This window comes from Haloparvum alkalitolerans, assembly GCF_055381565.1.
The window spans coordinates 1332262-1349415 of the sequence record NZ_AP043938.1 but is presented as its reverse complement, the minus strand read 5'-3'; the positions used below and the strand labels follow the sequence as shown (position 1 = coordinate 1349415).

Below are 17154 nucleotides of genomic sequence, written 5' to 3'. Positions count from 1 at the left end.
GGCCGGCCGCTTTTCACAACTCGAACCGCGCGACGGTCTCGTACTCCGGCCCCTCGTGGGTGAGATGGGAGGCTTTCAGCCGCAGCTCCGTCGCCTCGAACCGCCCCACGTCCGGGGTCGTCTCGCGGACGGCCTCCTGAACCAGTTCCTTCCCACGGGTGTCCCGCATCCGCGCGAGCGTGACGTGCGGCGTGAACGCGCGGTCGTCCGGTTCGAACCCCAGCTCCGTCGTCCGCGTCTCCAGTTCCTCGTGGAGCGCCGCGAGTTCGGCCGCGCCGTCGCCGACGCCGGCCCAGACGACGCTGATGTAGTCGAGCGAGGGGAACACGCCGAGTCCCCCGACGCCGACCTCGAAGGACCCCACGTCTGCCGCCGCGACCGCCGCCGCGCCCGCCTCGACCACCGCATCGTACTCGTCGTCGGTCACCTCGCCCAGGAAGTCCAGCGTGACGTGGGCGTTCGCGGGGTCGACGGGGTCGAGCCCCGCGGCGTCGGCGAGCGGTTCCTGAACCTTTTCGACCGCGTCCGCGAGTTCGGGCGGCAGGTCGACCGCGAAGAACGCGCGCATGGATCGGTCCCCGGTAGCGCCGGCGACCCGATAAAGCGGTCGGCGCGCGCGAGAAACGCGCGCGAGGGAGGCGGCGGCGCGGCCGCCCTGCGGTGCGGTTTCGCGGCCGCGCCGTCGCCGAGGTTGGGGAGGTGCGAGGCTGCTGTGCTGTGCGGGGCGGTCGCGGTGCTGTGCGGAGGGTGGGCTGAAAGGGGCAGCCGGCTCGATCCCGCCCGGACGACGCAAGCACCGCAGCGGGCTGTGGGGAGAGCGAGGAGCGCAGCGAGGGTCCCGCGAGCTTGCCGAGTGGGACGACGGCAGTCGCAGCCCGGCAGTCCGCTACTGCAGGCAGCCCGGACCGTCTGCCGGAACCCGGCGCGGTCGAGCCGGCTGGGGCTTTCTGAGTGTTTCCGTCCCGATCAACAGGATCCGCATCGAAACCGCTTCGGACCGATCGGTTCACGAGGGCTAAGACGAACGCCTCGCGTTGACCGGCATCCGCGACGTAACCCTTACCCTCCGCGACCGCCAAGTTGCGCCCATATGACCGACCAGCAGGACGACCGCCACGAGTTCTCGTCCGGACAGGGGCTCGACGAGGACTACGAGGAGTTCACGCTCGACCCGCCGGAGCTGAAAGCCGACCCGACGAAGGAGGACCCGGTCGACACGCGCGTCATCACCGACGAGTTGGACCGTCGCAACATCGCCAGCGACGAAGTCGACGTCGACCAGATCCTCGACGTGGGGCTGTCGTACATGGGGATCAATCGGTTCGAGGAGGCGACCTCGACGTTCGAGCGCGCCGCCATGTTCGCCGAGGACGACTCCCTCGAGGAGCAGGAGGCGTGGGTGAACAAGGGCGCCGCACACGCGGAGCTGGAGGAGTACGACCAGGCGATCGGCGCCTACGAGGAGGCGCTCCGGATCGACGACGACTCGGAGCACGCCGCGACCGCGGAGACGAACCTCGCCTACTCGCTGTGGGAGTTCGGCCGTCACGAGCAGGCGCTCGAACACGCCGAGCGCGCCGTCGAGATCGACCCCCGGTTCGCACAGGCGTGGTACAACCGGGGCTTCTTCTTGGTCGAGCGCGGTCTCGCGGAGGACGCCGTCACCTGCTTCGACAACGCGATCCGCCTCGGCCACCGGAACGCCGACGTGCTGGAGGAGAAGGCCCGCGCACTCGAGAAAGCGGGCGAGACCGAACAGGCAGAGGAGGTCGCCGAACAGGCTGAAGAGCTCCGCCAACAGCAGGAACAGGAACTCGTCGAGGAGCACGGCGGGGGCGGTCCCGGCGGTGCGCCCGGCGGAAGCGGTGCGCCCGGCGGAAGCGGTGCGCCCGGCGCCCCCCCGACGGGCGAGCCGGCGTCCGAGGAGTCCCCCTTCGACGGGCGACAGCTCGAGGGAGAGGGCCCGGAGGGGTTCTAGGTGCTGCTCCGCGAGCGGGAGACGAACGAGGGGCTGCTCGTCTCCGTCTGCGACCCGGACTGCATCGGCGAGACCTACGAGAACGGGCGCGCCTCCATCACCGTCGAGGAGAACTTCTACGGCGGCCCCGAGGCCGTGGAGGCGACCCGCGAGGAGGTCGTCGCCGGCCTCAAGCGCGCGCAGGTGGCGAACATCGTCGGCACCGAGGCGGTCGGCGTCGCCGTCGAGGCCGGCCTCGTCGACGAGGACGCCGTGCTGGAGTTCGGCGAGACGCGCCACGCGCAACTGCTCTGGCTGTAGCCGCTCGGGATCCGCTTTTCGGCCCGGTCAGTCCGCCGGCACGCGATCGGCCAGCGATCGCACCGCCGCGGCCGCGTCGCTTTCCGGCGCCGCGTCGACGACCGGCTCCTCCTCGGTCACCGAACGCCCTACCCGCGGGTCCGCCGGAATGACGCGAACCGGCGCGCCCAGCGCGTCCGCGACGCGACCGGTCGGTACCTCGGCGGGATCGACGGCGCGGTTGACCGCCGCGGCGACGAGCCCGGCGCCCAGCTCGCGGGCGAGTTCCCGCGTCCGGATCGCGTCCGCCAGCGCGAACGCGCGCGGGGAGACGGCGAGCAGGCAGGCGTCCGCGGCCGCCAGCGGCACGCCGGCGTCCGCCCGGCGGCCGGCCGGGCAGTCCACGACGACGGTCTCGTGACGCCGTTCGACCGCGCGGAGCGCGCCCGCGAGTTCGGCGAGATCGCACGCCCGAGCGCCGGCGAACGATCGCCCGCAGGGAACCACCGGGACCGGCCCGCCGCGAACGCACTCGATCGGGTCCGCGCGGCCGGCGAGGACGTCGTGAAGGTCCGGTCCGCTTCCCCGGCCGGTCGGGAGGTCGGCCATGCCGAGGTCGGCGTCGACGACGACGGCCGACAGCGCGGCCGCGAGGTTGTACGCCAGCGTCGTCTTGCCGACGCCCCCCTTTCCGCCCGCGACGGCGAGGATCACGCCAGCCGGTCGAACGCGTCGGTCGGTGGCTCCGCAGCCGCCGCGCGCTCCGCGAGGCTCTCGGCCCGCTCGGCAACGGTCGCCAAACGGTCCGCGTCCGACTCGACCCGAGCGACGAGGTCCGCGGCCGCCGCGGCCCCGCCGGTCGCCGCGAACACCTCCGTTGCGGTCGCCACGTCCGCGCCGTCGAGCCGCTCCGCCCGGACGACGCGCCGCTCGACAGCGTCCAGCCACGCCTCGACCGCGGCGGGCTCCGCGGGCGTGACCGCCGTCCCGTCTTCCTGTTCGTCGCCCGACCGGTCCTCGACGCTCGCGGTGGCGGAGTCGCCATCAGACTCGATCGCGGGCGCCTCTGCGGTCGATGACGCCGTTGCGGACGGCTCCGTCGCGGGCGGGGCGTTCACGGTCGGGCGAGAGTCGCACGCTTCCCTCGGCGGGCGGTGGTCACCGAGTGTCCGGATCGCCGCGGCCGGGTCGGGATCGTTCCCGGGACCATCCGTCTCCGCCTCGTCGGCACGTTCGACGCCCGCCAGTTCGACCGGCGCCCCGTCGCTCCCCGCGGCCGGCGCCGGACAGGCGTAGCCGACCGCACGCGTCCCGCCGGCGTCGACCGCGAGCGTCGCCCCGTCCGCGTCCCAGCCCGCCTCGGGGACCCCGCCGCGACGCGGGGGAAGCACCGGCCCGTCGAGTCGGTTTTCGAGTCGGGCACGTCGGGGCACGCTCGCGTCATTGACGAGGCGGCAGGCGACGAACGCGACGCCCGCCTCGCGGCGGCGGGTCCACTGCAGGTCCATGCGCCGGAGTGGCTCGCTTTCGAACATAAATGTCCGTTCGGTCGCGGCGGGGGCCAGCGGCTCTTCCCGGGACAGAGCGGCGATCAGAGGCGGATCACGGGGGCGTCGAGCGTCCGAGCCGCGGCTGCGGCGTCCGCGAATCGGCGACGTTCGAGTGCGAGGACGACCGGCGCGTCGAGGTCCGCGACGCGGATCGCAGCCAGCGAGACGGTCGGGAGGTCCATCGCGGAAAGGTCCCGGTCGCGGTGGCCGGTTGGCGGGACGGACCCATCAGGACCCGGGACCGCAGCGAGCGCTTCGTCGACCGCTGGACGCACGGCGTCCGCTAACTCCCGCCGAGCAGCCCGCGCGAGGTTCCCGACCGCGTCCGCGAGTTCGAGGCGGCGCTCACGGGTATCCCGTGCCTCCCGTGCCCGCCGCCGTGCGCGTTCGAGCGCCTGGTCGGCGGCGATACGCGCCGTCTCCGCCTCCGAGAGTGCCGTCGCGGCCTCCCGAAGCGCGGCTTCCGCGTCGCCGGTGGCGGCGTCGAGGTCCCGTCTGGCGTTCACCTCGCCGCGAAGCGAGGCCACGCGCTCGCGGAGCCGCTCCTCCTCGCCCCGCGCGTCGGCGGCGCGTTCGCGAGCCTCCCGAAGGTCGACCGCCGGCTCGGGCAGCGACGCGAGTTCCGCCCTGCGCGCGGTCAGCTCCGCCTCGACCGAGGCGGTTTTGCCCCGGGAACGGGCCGCGGCGGCGAGTCGCTGGCGAGCGGTTCGACCGTCCGGTACCAGCCCGAGAGCCGCGTGCCCCGGGCCGGCGTCGGGAGCCGACACCGCGACGGGGACGCCCACACACGCGGGGTCCGCTCCCGCCTCGACGGCGCTCGCCAGCGCCTCCGCGAGCGTGGCCCGGTCGGTCGGAACCTCCCCGCGCTCCACCGCGGTCGACAGGTCCACCGCCCGTCCCGACGCCTCGACGCTTCCGACGCGTACCTCCATCTACAGGTCACGCCCGCGGAGCGACTCCGGATCCGGATGCTCCGTCCCGGCGGCGAACTTCGCGTACGGCGTCGACGGTTCGTCCCGTTCCGCGTACGCGGCCGCCGCCTCGCGGACCGACGCGTCCACGTCCGCGAACTCGTTGAACGGCACCGTCCGCTCGACTTGGACGTCGCCTCCATGAGCGGCCCGAAGCCGGAGCGCGAGAAACGCGCCGTAGGCGGTCGCCTCCAGCAACGCCGCGCGACCGAATCGCCGTACGACGCTGCCCTCATGACGTCGGCACGCGTTCCGGAGCGCCGTCCGTGCGTCCGGTGAATACGTCACCACCAACAACATACCACCTTTTCCGAATGTTACTAAATTAAGTCTATCGGGAGAGAATATTTATCGGAGAGGCGAAGGGGGACCGCCTCTCAGACACGTTCGATCTCGAAGGAGCAGTCTCCGTCCTGGGCGATCCGGTCATCGTCCGCGCCGCTCCGGATACTCGCGCGCTCACGGACGCGCTCGCGGGCCGCCGGTTTCGAAGGGGCGACCACGACGGTCCCGTCCGCGGGCGGATCGCCGACCGCGCGGAACACGTCGCCGTCGCCGTCGAACTCCGTCGCGTATGTCCGGAGGATCGACGCCACCCGGCGCTCGGTCTCGGAGAGGTCACGCTCGCCGTCCTCGAACGACCGGATCGCGTCCTCGATGTTGCGGATGGCGGAGATGCGGTCCATCGATCAGGTCGTGCGGAGGTGGTTCTGCTGCGGTTCGTACACCTCGCCCTTCCGGCGGAGTTTCTCGATCTCCTCCTCCGCCTTGTCGGGGTCCGTCCCGATCTCGCTGGCGCGGTCGAGCACCTCGTCGACCGGCGCTCCCTCCTCGTACTCGTCTTCGATCTCCGCGATGAGTCCCTTGATGTTCTTGATGCGGTCGCGCTGGCTCTTCGAGGTGCCCGTCTCCACCACGTCCGCGTCGAACTGCCCCGTCTCCGGGTCGATGCCGATGTCCTGTAGACACGACTCCACGATCTCCGTCGAGCGCTCCGCGTCCTCCAGCTCGACCGTGTCGGAGAGCCGAACGCGGGCGCTGGCCTCCGCGAGCCGGACGAGCGCCTCCAGCTGACGGGCGGTGACCGGTACCGGGGAGTCCTCGTCCATCCCCTTCGAGCGCAGGTCGACGTAGAACCCCTCGATGTGCTCCTTCGCCTCGTCGGTCATCGTCGGGAAGCAGTTCCGCTTGGCGTAGGCGATGTACTTGCGCAGCAGGTCCGCGTCGATCTCCGGCGCCACCTCCTCGGTGACGTCGTCGACCTCCTGGCTGGTGAACTCGGACGTCTGAACCTCCGTCATCTGGGTGTTCAACTCGCCCGCGTAGTTCGTCTTGAGGATGTGCTTGGCGAGCTTCGAGTCGTGTTCGGGGTCCGGCTGGTCCGTCACCGTGAAGATGAGGTCGAACCGCGAGATGAGCGCCGGCTCGAGGTCGATCTGCTCGCCGATGGGCTCGTACTGGTCGAACCGCCCGTACTTCGGGTTCGCGGCGCCCAGCAGCGAACACCGCGCCTTCAGCGTCGCGTTGATCCCCGCCTTCGAGACGGAGATCTTCTGCTGTTCGAGCCCCTCGTGCATTGCCGACCTATCCGACGAGTCCATTTTGTCTAGCTCGTCGACTGCGGCGATCCCCTTGTCCGCGAGCACGAGCGCGCCCGCCTCCAGCGACCACTGCTGGCCGTCGCCGAAGTCGTCGCGGACGGCTGCGGCCGTTAACCCTGCTGCACTTGATCCCTTTCCGGACGTATAAACTGATCTTGGGGCAATATTCTCGACATAACTGATCATCTGGGAGTTGTGTGAGATGACCCCGTTCGAGACGTAATTGTGCGTTCCCGCGACCTCGAGGTCGTACACCCAGTCGGCCCCCGTATCGACCAGTTCGATGGACTCGATGCGGTCCCAACGAGCATCTCCATCTACGAACTGTCTGAGCGCAGCAATGCCGGAAAGGATCGACCCACCATCGGCTTCAGCAGTCGCATCGTGGCTGGGGCGGTCGGAGTCCGAATGGGCGTCCTCGAAAGCGTCGAGAACCTGAGCAAGGGCATCGACGCTCGGATTTCGGTTCCCCGCTTCGTAGTGGCGATACGTGTTGCGTGGCACACCACACTCGTACTGCGTGAGACCGAGAGATTCACGGAGACGACAAAGTGTTTGACCCACGTTGGGAACGACGTTCAGGTTCGTGTTTCGATCCGTTTTGAGGTGCTCTTCGGCCGCACGCTGTTTGCGGTCGGTGACGAACCCGATCTTGGTGACGTATCTGTCGAACTGGGTACCGCTGATCCGGAGGCGGTGGCTACCGTTATGGCGCTCGTGGAGTTGGGCCGAGATTCCGTGCTGAAGCAGAAGGGATCGCACGTCGATGAGGAGTTCCTCACTGATCGATGCGACGGTTATCTCTCGCTGAGTGGTGGAGACGTGTCCTTCCCCCTCGATGAACGCTTTGATAAATGCCTTCGAGATCCGTTCGGAGGCTCCGAATATCGGTGTCGGGACGCGCTTCTCTGCGGAATTTTTGAGCAGCGAATCGTCAAGGCTTCCGAGGAAGTCGACGAATTCGCCTGCGGAACACATCAACTCGCGTGCGTCCTTCCCGGGGTGTGGTTCTCGCGTGGTGGTCTCGAGACCGAGCGCGTGAAGTCCCCTCCGTGCGTCGGAGAGAACAGCTTCGTCGTTGTTCGTGATCGAGACGAAGCCGGAGTGGTCGCCACGCTTCTCAACGTAGCCCTCCGCAACGATGTAGCCGATCAGGCGGGCGAGTTCCGGCGTCCACTGCGAAGGGGGATCGAGACGCACCGCGTTGTACGACTGCGCGCGGCGGAAGTCGACGTCAAGTGAGTCGTCCGCCTGCACGTCGAGATGGTTCGGGATAGCTACGAATTCGCCAGCTTCGAGCTCGTCCGCGGTAGTCGGGGCGAACTGCCCATCCTGCTGGACGAACAGAGGATGCGACGGTGTCACCTCTATCTCTCTTCCCGACGCAGTCTCGATACGGTACATCTGCTCCGGGGCCTCTCGCTTCCAGACCTTCGTCGCGCGCGACGATCCGATCGTCCCGTCCTGCTGGAGTGCGGGGACCTCGAAGTCGACCGCGTCCCATACGCCGTCATCGATGGCTTTCGGATCGTCGAGGTTGTCCTCGACCACCTCGCGGATCGGGACCTCACGCCCGTCCCCGAGCGTCACCCTCGTGTCCCCATCCACGCACTTCCCGGTACCAGGGTCGCCGATCAGCAGCATGTGGAGGTCGCCGCGAATGCGGGAGCCGTCGGGGAGGTGTTTCGTGACGCCCGAGAAGAGCTGGAGGATCATCGCGAGCTTCTCCTCCTCGTAGCCGTAGATGGCGGGCGCGAGCGACGCCACCATGTCCTCGTACAGCGTCGGGCGATTGGAGAGCTCGATGATCTCCTCGACGTCGTCGGCCGTGATGTCCATGTCCTCGAACTCCTCGTCTTCGATGCGGACGGAGACGCCGTCCATGTAGAGGTCGAAGATGGCGGACTTCTCGTTGCCCTGCTGGACCTGCTCGATGTGGAGCACGCCGACGACGGTGACGTGGTCGCCGGGCGTGACGTTGCCGGTGATGTCGTCCTCGATGTCCACGTCGATGGACTGGGGGGTCTCGCCGCCGCGGAGCCCCTCGGGGGACTCCTGAATGCGGAGCTTCTGGGAGTCGACGAACTCCGACTGGTCGAAGTTGACGTTGAACGGCCCCTGTCGCTCGCAGCCCTGGCACTCGTGGGGCTCCTGGAAGCCACCGTCGGCCTGCGGGATGTACGTCATCGTGCCGCAGCGCTGGCACTCGAAGGCGGCCTCGGTCACCTTCGGGCGGACGTCGGTGGCCTTGCGGACGATGCCCTTGATGGAGACGAGCTTGCCGATGTGGTTGTCGTGGACGCGGATGCCGCGGATGTCGATGCTCTCCGGGAGGTTCTCCAGCCGGACGTGGGCCTGCCCGAGGCTCACGTCCGCGGGGAGGTCGTAGAGCCGGAGCGCCTCCTCGGCGTACTCCTGCATCTGGTCCGGCTGGCTGCGGAAGTCCTCCGCGAGGTCGCGGTCGAACTGGTAGAGGTCGTCGTAGTCGAGGAACAGCGACCGCTGCTCGTTCGGGTAGTTCTGCGCGAGCGTCCCGATCTCGTCGCGGTAGTAGTTCCGGTAGAACTGGATGAACCGCTCCGTGAGGTCCTGATTCCCGGCCTGAGCCATTGAGACACCCTTCGGCGCCATCACCTATGAACCTCATGCCTCCGGGGTGGAAGTGGACCGGCGGCGGTGCGGATCGACCGCCGAGGGGACGGCGGAGCGCCGTTCGTCGCGGCCAGTCGCTCGGCGGGTCCTGGACCCGCTGTCGGGCGAGCGCGGCCACTCATCTCCCCAGCCTCGACCGCGAGCCGGGCGCGGAACCGCAGCGCGGGACAACCCGCGACCGCGCGAGGTCGCCGCGGCGCGCGCCGGTGTGGGACGGCCGGCGAAGCGACGTGCGCGACCGACGGCGGCTCGCTCGCCACCTGTTTCGAGACGCTGGAACCGGAGTAACGGTTATTAGGACGTGTGATACATACCCACGCGTGATGAGCGGGTCGACACGACACAACGGCGCCCGCGTCGCGGAGTGGGCAGCGCTCATCGGGGAGGAGGTCCCCGAGGAGGTCGCCGACCGCGGACCGGGCGCCGGGACGGACGCGAGCGAGGGCACGTAAGGGTAGAGGGCGCGGAGCGACCGCGTTCCCGCGCCCCCGACCGCGGCGGAGCGCCGCAGGGCGCCGGAGCGTTCCGTGCGCCGACCACTTCCACCTCGCTTCGCGAAGCCTTATCCGCGAGAGCGGACAAGGAGGCACGATGGCGACGGAGGCCGACGCGGCGAGCATCGAGCACCCCCTGCTGGATCCGGGCTTTCTACAGCGGCGACGCTACCAGCTGCAGCTGGCCGACGCGGCCCGGAACAGTCACACGCTGGTCTGCCTTCCGACCGGCCTCGGCAAGACGACGGTGAGCCTGCTCGTGACCGCCGAGCGGCTTCAGGAGGCGGGCGGGACAGCGCTGTTTCTCGCGCCGACGAAGCCGCTCGTCCAGCAGCACGCCGATTTCTACCGCGAGGCGCTGTCGATCCCGGACGACGAGATCGTCGTCTTCACCGGCGACGTGAAGCCGGCCGACCGCGCGGCGCTGTGGGACTCCGCGCGGATCGTGATCGCGACGCCGCAGGTGGTCGAGAACGACCTCGTCGGCAACCGGATCTCGCTGCGGGACGTGACGCACCTCACCTTCGACGAGTGCCACCGCGCGACCGGCGACTACGCGTACGTCTACATCGCCGAGCGCTACCACGCCGACGCGGCCGATCCCCTCGTGACGGGGATGTCCGCCTCCCCCGGCGGCGACACCGAGGAGATCGAGATCGTCTGCGAGAACCTCGGGCTCTCGAACGTCGAGGTGATGACGGAGGAGGACGCGGACGTCGACGAGTACACCCACGACACGGACGTGCGCTGGGAGGAAGTGACGCTACCCGAGGAGGTACTGGAGATCCGCGACGCGCTCAACGAGGTGATCGCCGACCGGCTGGAGACACTGAAGGAGCTCGGCGTGACCAACCGAACGAGCCCCGACCTCTCCCAGAAGCAGCTCAACAAGATGCGCGGCAAGCTCAAGCGCATGATGGACAACGACCAGTCGGAGGGGTACAAGGGGATGTCCACGCACGCGGAGGTGATGAAGCTCCGCCGCGCCGTCGAGTTGGTGGAGACCCAGTCCGTCGAGTCCGTCCGGCGCTACTTCGAGCGCCAGCGGCAGGCCGCCCGCTCGTCGGGCGCCTCGAAGGCCAGCCAGCGCATGGTCGCGGAGCCGAAGGTGCGCGAGGCGATGCGGCGGGTCGAGTCGTTCGACGACCTCCATCCGAAGTTCTCGAAGACCCGCATCCTGCTCGCGGAGACGCTCGGGATCAACGAGGGCGAGCGCGCCATCGTCTTCACCGAGTCCCGCGACACGGCCGAGGCGCTCGTCGACTTCCTCTCGGCCAGTTTCGACGTGCGGAAGTTCGTCGGACAGGGCGACAAGGAGGGCTCGGACGGGATGAGTCAGACGCAGCAGCAGGAGACGCTGGACGCGTTCCGCGCCGGCGAGTTCGAGGTGCTCGTCTCCACCTCCGTCGCGGAGGAGGGCCTCGACGTCCCCGAGGTCGACCTCGTCCTGTTCTACGAGCCGGTACCGACCGCGATCCGCTCGATCCAGCGGAAGGGCCGGACCGGTCGACAGGCCGAGGGGCAGGTCGTCGTGCTGATGGCCGAGGACACCCGCGACGAGGCGTTCTTCTGGATCTCGCGACGGCGCGAGAAGCAGATGGAGTCCGAGCTCTCCGACCTGAAGGCCGCCACCGACGAGATCGAGGAGTCGGTCGGGGGCGGCGACCAGACCGGGCTCGACGCGTTCGGCGGGGAGACCGCCGAGGTCGGGGACGCGGAGGCCGCGGCGAACTCGGACGCCCGGACCGACGCGAGCGCGGGGGCGGACGCGAACGCGGAGGCGGACGCGTCTCCGGAGGAGCACGCGGGACTCGCGGACTACGCGAGCGAGGTCCGCGAGACCGAGGGGGAGGACGACGACGCGGAGGAGGGCGTCGTCGCCACCCCCGAGTCGGACGACAGCGTCGAGGTCGTCGTCGACCAGCGCGAACTCGACTCCAACATCGCCCGCGACCTCTCGAAGCGCGACGGGCTCACGACGCGGCTGGAGACGCTCGCGGTCGGCGACTACGTGCTCTCGGACCGGGTGGCCGTCGAGCGGAAAGCCGCGGCCGACTTCGTGGACTCGCTGCTCGACGGCGACCGCTCCGTCTTCGAGCAGGTGGGCGACATGGCCCGGGCGTACGGCCGCCCGGTGATGGTCGTCGAGGGCGCGGACCTGTACGGCCAGCGCAACGTGAACCCGAACGCGATCCGCGGCGCGCTGGCGTCGCTCGCGGTCGACTTCGACGTGAGCGTCCTCCGGACCGAGGACGAGGCGGACACCGCCGAACTGCTGGAGACCATCGCCCGCCGGGAACAGGAGACGGCCGACCGCGAGGTGAGCGTCCACGGCGAGAAGAGCTCGAAGACCCTGCCGGAACAGCAGGAGTACGTCGTCTCCGCCATCGCCGACATCGGCCCCGTGACCGCTCGGTCGCTGCTGGAGCACTTCGGGACGGTCGAGGGCGTGATGACCGCCCGCGAGGAGGACCTGCTCGAGGTCGACGGCGTCGGCTCCGTCACCGCCGAGCGCATCCGCGAAGTCGTCGGCAGCGAGTACCAGTAGCCCGGCGACGACCCCCGAGGGCGCGCTCGGCGACGTGGCCGCGGTCGTGTTGTCCTTTAGGTCGTATTAGGTTAACAGTATCAAATATATATTTTCGGCGGTGGATTTATGTTCTATCCCCAGAAGAAATTACTCGAAGATGAGTAAAGAAACGAGCGAAGCGGTCTACGGCGCGGCACAACACGGCTCCTCGGGCGGCGCGGACACGTACTACGGGATCCGTGAGTCGGCGTCGACGGCGGACGGCACGACCGCGGAACGGGCCGTCTACGCGAACGCCGGCTCCGGCACGGCGTGGTTCGCGGTCGCCGAGAAGTCGGCGAGCCTCGACCGGTCCGGGACGGCCACTCCCACCGGACGCGACGGCTCCCGCGCCGGCTTCGCGCTGCGGTCGGACTGAGTCACGCCCGCATTCGGCCGCGCGGTCCGGCGGGGTTTCCCGCAGGCGCGTCCGTTCGGTCCCGCGACGTGCCGGCCGGGTCAACGCAGCGCCGCCAGCGCCTCGGCCGCCTCGCGAGCCGCCTCGAGGTGTTCGCGGGCGCGCCGCGGGTCCTCGGTCGTCCGGGCGCGTTCCGCGAACGTCGCGACGGTGCGCGCGAGCGACGCGCGGGCGCCGTCGAGATCTCCTCCGGTAGACTCGGTCGGCGTCGGTTCCGACGGCATCGGTTCCGTCGGCGTCGAGTTCTCCGCCGTCTCCGGACTCCCGCTCGTCGGAGCCGCCGCCGTCTCCGCACGCTCGCTCGCCGGTTCGACGTCGACGCTCTCCCCCTCCGGTCGGGCGCCGTTCGCGGACCGCGTCGCCGCGGTCGCGGACTCGTCGCCCGTCGTTTCGGGTCGAGCCGAGTCCCCGTCGTCGGCGGGCCGGTCCGCTGCCGCGGCGTCCTGACTACCGGTGTCACAGGAGGGACAGAACTCCTGCCCCTCGTGCCGGAAGATGGGGTCGCCACAGCGGTCGCAGTGCCGGTTCGTCATCGTCGCGCCCTTCAACAGGAGCTCCGAGAGCTGCTGGGTGTGCTGTCGCTTCTCGCGGTCGTCCGCCAGCTTCTCGCGGAGCTTCTCCCGTTCCGCTTCCTTGTCGAAGTCGCTCATGGGGGGAACAACGCCGTGCGCGGGCAAAAACGCGGCGGGCCGCGGCCGGCTGCGGTCGGGTGCAGCCGGTGGCGCGGAACGGGGGGCGCGGGAGCGGTACGGCGGCAGGACCGCCGGTGGCGCTACTCCTCGGTCTTCGTCCGGTCGAGGTCCATCTCGCCGAGATGGATCTTCGCGCCGTCCTGTGCGACCTGCCGGCCGAGAACGGCGCACTTGACCCGCATCGGGGAGATGTCGACGCCGAGCATCTCCGTCACGTCCTCGGTGTCCATCTCCTTCAGCTCGTCGAGCGTCATGCCGGAGAGGCGCTCCGAGAGCATGCTCGCGGACGCCATCGAGATGGCGCAGCCGTCGCCCGTGAACGTGACGTACTCGATCGTCTCGCCGTCGTCCGCGAGCCGGACGTCCATCCGGATCGTGTCCCCGCAAGAGGGGTTCTCGCCGACGTGGGTGTAGTCCGGATCCTCCATCTCCCCGTAATTGCGGGGGTTCTTGTAGTGATCGAGGATCTGCTGTCTGTACATGTCCGAGCCCAGTCCCATCGTTACCCGAGATAGACCATACCGGTGGAAAAGCGTTCCGCAGGCCGGAACTTCCGGAGCAGCGTCGCGGTCGGTACGCGGCACCGCGCCCGCGGTCGCTGCGGAGACCGGCGTCCGCGGCCGCGCCCGCAATGCGATAATTGACAACGTCCGACAGGGTTCGGCCGGGTGACGACAATACAGCTCCTGATGCTCTGAGAAGGGAGGGGGTAAATCCAGCGATCCGGGAACTCCACCGGGCGGTAAATACCTCGCTCCCGTCGGCCGATTCATGGGTTCCCGCAAGCGACTGCTGACCCGACGTACCGTCCTCACCGGCGCCGCGGCCACCGGCGTCGCCGCGCTCGCAGGCTGCACCGGCAGCGAGGGTGAGGCGACGGCGACCGACGACGAGACGACCGCGACCGAGGGGTCCCCGGATGGCGGAACGGCGACCGAGGAGAGCACCTACGCCACCGAGGGCGACCTCACGGTCGACGCGTCCTGGGAGGGCGAGGAGGCCTCCGCCTCCGGTACCGTCACCGTCGCGGCCGACACCGAGGTCACTGCGTTCGTCGAAGCCGGCGCGGGCGTCGTCGTCGAGTCCGGCGCCGTCGTCGAGGGGTCCGTCCGCAGCCTCGGCGCGGTCGAGGTCCGCGAGGGCGCGACCGTCACGGGCGACGTGGAGGGAACGGCCGTGACGCTCGGCGACGCCACGACCGTCGAGGGCGCGATCTCCGCGAACGGCGACCTGACGGTCGGTGCCGACGCCACGGTCGCGGGGCAGGTCTCCGCCTCCGGCGCCCTGACCGCGGCCGACGGCGCCTCGTTCAGGAGCTTCGTCGGCGCGACCGGCGCGGTCGAGCTGGGCGAGGGCGTCACCGTCGAGCGGACCGTCTCCGGCGGCTCGGACGTGACCGTCGGCGCCGAGTCGACCGTCGGCGGCGGGCTCGTCACCGGCGCGTTCACCACCGGCGCGAACGTGACCGTCACCGGCGACGTGGAGGCCGCCTCCATCGAACTCGGCGAGGGCAACGAGGTCGAGGGCTCGCTGTCGGCCGACGGCGCGGTCGTCGTCGGCGCGGACTCGACGGTCGCGGGCGACGCGACCGGCGAGACGGTCGAACTCGGTAGCGAGGCCACGGTCGAGGGCGAGGTCTCCGAGACCGGCGGCGACGACGCGTAAACCGGCTACAGCGACTTTTTGAACCGCGGTTCGAACTCGGTTGTAGACCCCGCTGATCGGGAGTGAGACGTTCGGTGAATCCCAGCCGACTCCCGCTACGATTTGTGTGGCTCTGCTGTTGATCCTGCTGTTTGGAACAGCACCACCCAGAAAGCCCCAGCCGGCTCGACCGTCCGCGGCACGCTCTGCGCTCCTCGCTCCCCGCACAGCTCGCTGCGGTGCTTGAGGCGCCGGGGCCGGATCGAGCCGGCAGCCCCTTTCAGTCCCACCCCGCTCCGCACCGTAGGCCTCGCACCTCCCCAACCTCGGCCGCGGGCCGGCCGCGAAACCGCAGCGCGGGACAACCCGCGTCCCGCTGGCCTCCAGCGTGCAGTAGCGCGCTGGAGACACCGCAGGCAGCCGGCCCGCGACCTCCCTCGCGCGCGCCGACCGCAACCGTGCCACAGCACCGCGGTGGGCCGCGACAGTACGCGGCCACGCGGCGGTCGGCCGCCCGTCGCTTCCGGTCCGCCGCCGAACCCTTTTGTACGAAACCGCGGCCATGTTCGGGCATGCAGCGACCGACGCGCGAGCGTGCCGTTGGAGCGTCGAAACCGCGAGACTGCGGCGTCTCACCGGGGCAAGGACAACGCTTATGCGCGGGCTCACCAACTCACGACGTAGGATTATGGGAGTGATCGAGGACGTCTACGAGGACCTCGACACCGACGTCGCCTACGAGGAGTTCGAGGCGGCCGTCGAGGACAAGGTCGAGCAGATGGGGGGCCTCGCGGACGAGGAGACGGCGGCGATGCTCATCGCCCACGAGCTGAAGGACGGCGAGGCCGACACGATCGCCGACATCGAGCCGGGCATGGACGAGGTGAAGTTCCTCGGCAAGGTGACCTCCATCGGAGAGATCCGCACCTTCGACCGCGAGGGCGACGACGGCGAGGAGAGCGAGGGTCGCGTCTGCAACGTCGAGATCGCGGACGCCTCCGGCTCCGTCCGCGTCGCGCTGTGGGACGAGATGGCCGTCGCCACGGAGGAAGAACTGGAGGTCGGCGACGTGTTGCGCGTCGCGGGCCGCCCCAAGGAGGGGTACAACGGCCTCGAGGTGAGCGCCAACAAGGTCGAGATCGACGAGGACGCGGAGGTCGACGTGCAGGTGCTCGACACCTACCAGGTCGAGGACCTCACGCTCGGCGCCTCCGACGTGGATCTGGTCGGGAAGGTGCTCGACACCGACTCCGTGCGTACGTTCGACCGCGACGACGGCAGCGAGGGCCGCGTCGCCAACCTCACCGTCGGCGACGAGACCGGCCGCGTCCGGATCACGCTGTGGGACGGCAAGGCCGACCTCGCGGAGGAGTTCGAACCCGGCGAGGTCGTCGAGATCGTGGACGGCTACGTCCGCGAGCGCGACGGCGACCTCGAGCTCCACGTCGGGGATCGCGGCTCCCTCGAGCGCGTCGACGAAGAGGTGGAGTACGTTCCCGAGACGACCGATATCGCGGACGTGGAGCTCGACCGGACCGTCGACATCGCTGGCGGCGTCATCGAGACCGACCCCAAGCGCACGTTCGACCGCGACGATGGAAGCGAGGGACAGGTCCGCAACGTCCGGATCAAGGACGAAACCGGCGAGATCCGCGTCGCGCTGTGGGGCGACAAGGCCGACGCCGACATCGATCTGGCCGACCGCGTCGTCTTCACCGACGTGGAGATCCAGGACGGCTGGCAGGACGACCTCGAGGCGTCCGCGAACTGGCGCTCCACGGTGAGCGTGCTGGACGGGGACGCGGCGACCGGCGGGTCGGCCGGCTCCGCGGACCCTGCGGACTCCGCGGACGCCGCCGGCGACGAAACGGGACTCGGCGCGTTCTCGGACGACGGTGGCTCGGCTGGCGGCTCCGACGGCGGGTCGTCGGACGCCGACGTGGGGTCCGACGACGCCGGAAGCGCGGCCGTCTCGGGCGGTGCGACCGGCTCCGGCGGCGCGGCCGCGGCGACCGCGGAGGCGGGCGAAGTCGAGTTCACCGGAACCGTCGTGCAGGCGGGCGAGCCGGTCGTGCTCGACGACGGCCGGAAGACCAAGAGCGTGGAGACGGACGCCAACCTCCGGCTCGGCGAGGAAGTGACCGTCCGCGGGACGGAGCGGGACGGCACCATCGACGCCGACGAGGTCTTCTGACCGGCGGTCGAGCCGGCCCCTCGCGACCGCTCGTCCCGTTCAATCCGCCGGCGCGAAAACGAGCGTCTGAGCGACGCCGATGGGGCGGATCGGTGGTTGAGACGGCGTTACA

Annotated in this window: 16 protein-coding genes; 7 read left to right on the top strand and 9 right to left on the bottom strand. The window is 69.9% G+C overall.

Annotated features, from left to right (window positions below):
- Positions 1 to 13: 13 nt before the first annotated feature.
- The gene (thpR, locus tag ACZ432_RS09110) at positions 14 to 568 is read right to left on the bottom strand and encodes an RNA 2',3'-cyclic phosphodiesterase (RefSeq protein WP_426962603.1); all 555 of its coding nucleotides are present in this window, start codon (positions 566 to 568) and stop codon (positions 14 to 16) included.
- A 522-nt stretch (positions 569 to 1090) separates the two neighbouring features.
- On the opposite strand from thpR, the gene ACZ432_RS09105 reads away from it, so the two are divergent.
- Both ACZ432_RS09105 and ACZ432_RS09100 read left to right on the top strand, forming a co-directional pair.
- Complete coding sequence (locus ACZ432_RS09105) at positions 1091 to 1978, top strand: tetratricopeptide repeat protein (RefSeq protein ID WP_426962604.1); 888 nt, start codon at positions 1091 to 1093, stop codon at positions 1976 to 1978.
- Positions 1979 to 2278 (top strand): DUF424 domain-containing protein, encoded by a 300-nt coding sequence (locus ACZ432_RS09100; protein WP_426962605.1) that lies wholly within the window; start codon positions 1979 to 1981, stop codon positions 2276 to 2278.
- 27 nt (positions 2279 to 2305) lie between these two features.
- Here ACZ432_RS09100 and ACZ432_RS09095 read toward each other — a convergent pair whose 3' ends face one another.
- The 6 genes from ACZ432_RS09095 to ACZ432_RS09070 form a co-directional block, all read right to left on the bottom strand.
- Complete coding sequence (locus tag ACZ432_RS09095; protein ID WP_426962606.1) at positions 2306 to 2971, bottom strand: nucleotide-binding protein; 666 nt, start codon at positions 2969 to 2971, stop codon at positions 2306 to 2308.
- Complete coding sequence (locus ACZ432_RS09090) at positions 2968 to 3765, bottom strand: DUF7857 domain-containing protein (RefSeq protein WP_426962607.1); 798 nt, start codon at positions 3763 to 3765, stop codon at positions 2968 to 2970. The genes ACZ432_RS09095 and ACZ432_RS09090 overlap by 4 nt, the downstream gene beginning before the upstream one ends.
- Before the next feature lie 83 nt (positions 3766 to 3848).
- Positions 3849 to 4739, bottom strand: a complete 891-nt coding sequence (locus ACZ432_RS09085) for a DUF7856 family protein (RefSeq protein ID WP_426962608.1) — start codon at positions 4737 to 4739, stop codon at positions 3849 to 3851.
- Positions 4740 to 5078: a DUF7855 family protein gene (locus tag ACZ432_RS09080; protein ID WP_426962609.1), complete on the bottom strand. Its 339-nt coding sequence runs from the start codon at positions 5076 to 5078 to the stop codon at positions 4740 to 4742.
- Positions 5079 to 5155: 77 nt separating this feature from the next.
- A complete protein-coding gene (locus ACZ432_RS09075; protein WP_426962610.1) occupies positions 5156 to 5464 on the bottom strand; it encodes a DUF7854 family protein in 309 nt (102 codons plus the stop codon).
- A 3-nt stretch (positions 5465 to 5467) separates the two neighbouring features.
- A complete protein-coding gene (locus tag ACZ432_RS09070; RefSeq protein ID WP_426962611.1) occupies positions 5468 to 8989 on the bottom strand; it encodes an LAGLIDADG family homing endonuclease in 3522 nt (1173 codons plus the stop codon).
- Positions 8990 to 9354: 365 nt separating this feature from the next.
- On the opposite strand from ACZ432_RS09070, the gene ACZ432_RS09065 reads away from it, so the two are divergent.
- From ACZ432_RS09065 to ACZ432_RS09055, 3 genes are all read left to right on the top strand, one after another.
- On the top strand, positions 9355 to 9483 hold the full coding sequence (locus tag ACZ432_RS09065) for a hypothetical protein (protein ID WP_426962612.1): 129 nt from the start codon (positions 9355 to 9357) through the stop codon (positions 9481 to 9483).
- A gap of 139 nt (positions 9484 to 9622) precedes the next feature.
- On the top strand, positions 9623 to 12073 hold the full coding sequence (locus ACZ432_RS09060) for a DEAD/DEAH box helicase (protein WP_426962613.1): 2451 nt from the start codon (positions 9623 to 9625) through the stop codon (positions 12071 to 12073).
- 139 nt (positions 12074 to 12212) lie between these two features.
- Positions 12213 to 12473, top strand: a complete 261-nt coding sequence (locus ACZ432_RS09055; protein ID WP_426962614.1) for a hypothetical protein — start codon at positions 12213 to 12215, stop codon at positions 12471 to 12473.
- Positions 12474 to 12553: 80 nt separating this feature from the next.
- Here ACZ432_RS09055 and ACZ432_RS09050 read toward each other — a convergent pair whose 3' ends face one another.
- Positions 12554 to 13162, bottom strand: coding sequence for an Sjogren's syndrome/scleroderma autoantigen 1 family protein (locus ACZ432_RS09050; RefSeq protein ID WP_426962615.1), 609 nt, complete (start codon positions 13160 to 13162; stop codon positions 12554 to 12556).
- 122 nt (positions 13163 to 13284) lie between these two features.
- Entirely contained in the window at positions 13285 to 13704 is a 420-nt protein-coding gene (gene sufU, locus ACZ432_RS09045) for a Fe-S cluster assembly sulfur transfer protein SufU (RefSeq protein ID WP_426962616.1), read from the bottom strand.
- A 271-nt stretch (positions 13705 to 13975) separates the two neighbouring features.
- Here sufU and ACZ432_RS09040 point away from each other — a divergent pair, with 271 nt between their 5' ends.
- Positions 13976 to 14869, top strand: coding sequence for a hypothetical protein (locus ACZ432_RS09040; protein WP_426962617.1), 894 nt, complete (start codon positions 13976 to 13978; stop codon positions 14867 to 14869).
- Positions 14870 to 15536: 667 nt separating this feature from the next.
- Positions 15537 to 17042 carry a single-stranded DNA binding protein gene (locus tag ACZ432_RS09035; protein ID WP_426962618.1) on the top strand — a complete coding sequence of 502 codons (1506 nt, stop codon included), beginning with the start codon at positions 15537 to 15539 and terminating at the stop codon, positions 17040 to 17042.
- Positions 17043 to 17154 lie beyond the last annotated feature (112 nt).

Excerpts from the sequence above, each read along its gene's own strand:
- ACZ432_RS09075 (WP_426962610.1), bottom strand. The coding sequence starts at position 5,464 with ATGGACCGCATCTCCGCCATCCGCAACATCGAGGACGCGATCCGGTCG.
- ACZ432_RS09090 (WP_426962607.1), bottom strand. The coding sequence starts at position 3,765 with ATGGACCTGCAGTGGACCCGCCGCCGCGAGGCGGGCGTCGCGTTCGTC.
- ACZ432_RS09065 (WP_426962612.1), top strand. The coding sequence starts at position 9,355 with ATGAGCGGGTCGACACGACACAACGGCGCCCGCGTCGCGGAGTGGGCA.
- thpR (WP_426962603.1), bottom strand. The coding sequence starts at position 568 with ATGCGCGCGTTCTTCGCGGTCGACCTGCCGCCCGAACTCGCGGACGCG.
- ACZ432_RS09055 (WP_426962614.1), top strand. The coding sequence starts at position 12,213 with ATGAGTAAAGAAACGAGCGAAGCGGTCTACGGCGCGGCACAACACGGC.
- ACZ432_RS09040 (WP_426962617.1), top strand. The coding sequence starts at position 13,976 with ATGGGTTCCCGCAAGCGACTGCTGACCCGACGTACCGTCCTCACCGGC.
- ACZ432_RS09060 (WP_426962613.1), top strand. The coding sequence starts at position 9,623 with ATGGCGACGGAGGCCGACGCGGCGAGCATCGAGCACCCCCTGCTGGAT.
- ACZ432_RS09105 (WP_426962604.1), top strand. The coding sequence starts at position 1,091 with ATGACCGACCAGCAGGACGACCGCCACGAGTTCTCGTCCGGACAGGGG.
- ACZ432_RS09085 (WP_426962608.1), bottom strand. The coding sequence starts at position 4,739 with ATGGAGGTACGCGTCGGAAGCGTCGAGGCGTCGGGACGGGCGGTGGAC.
- ACZ432_RS09050 (WP_426962615.1), bottom strand. The coding sequence starts at position 13,162 with ATGAGCGACTTCGACAAGGAAGCGGAACGGGAGAAGCTCCGCGAGAAG.
- sufU (WP_426962616.1), bottom strand. The coding sequence starts at position 13,704 with ATGGGACTGGGCTCGGACATGTACAGACAGCAGATCCTCGATCACTAC.
- ACZ432_RS09035 (WP_426962618.1), top strand. The coding sequence starts at position 15,537 with ATGGGAGTGATCGAGGACGTCTACGAGGACCTCGACACCGACGTCGCC.
- ACZ432_RS09080 (WP_426962609.1), bottom strand. The coding sequence starts at position 5,078 with ATGTTGTTGGTGGTGACGTATTCACCGGACGCACGGACGGCGCTCCGG.
- ACZ432_RS09070 (WP_426962611.1), bottom strand. The coding sequence starts at position 8,989 with ATGGCTCAGGCCGGGAATCAGGACCTCACGGAGCGGTTCATCCAGTTC.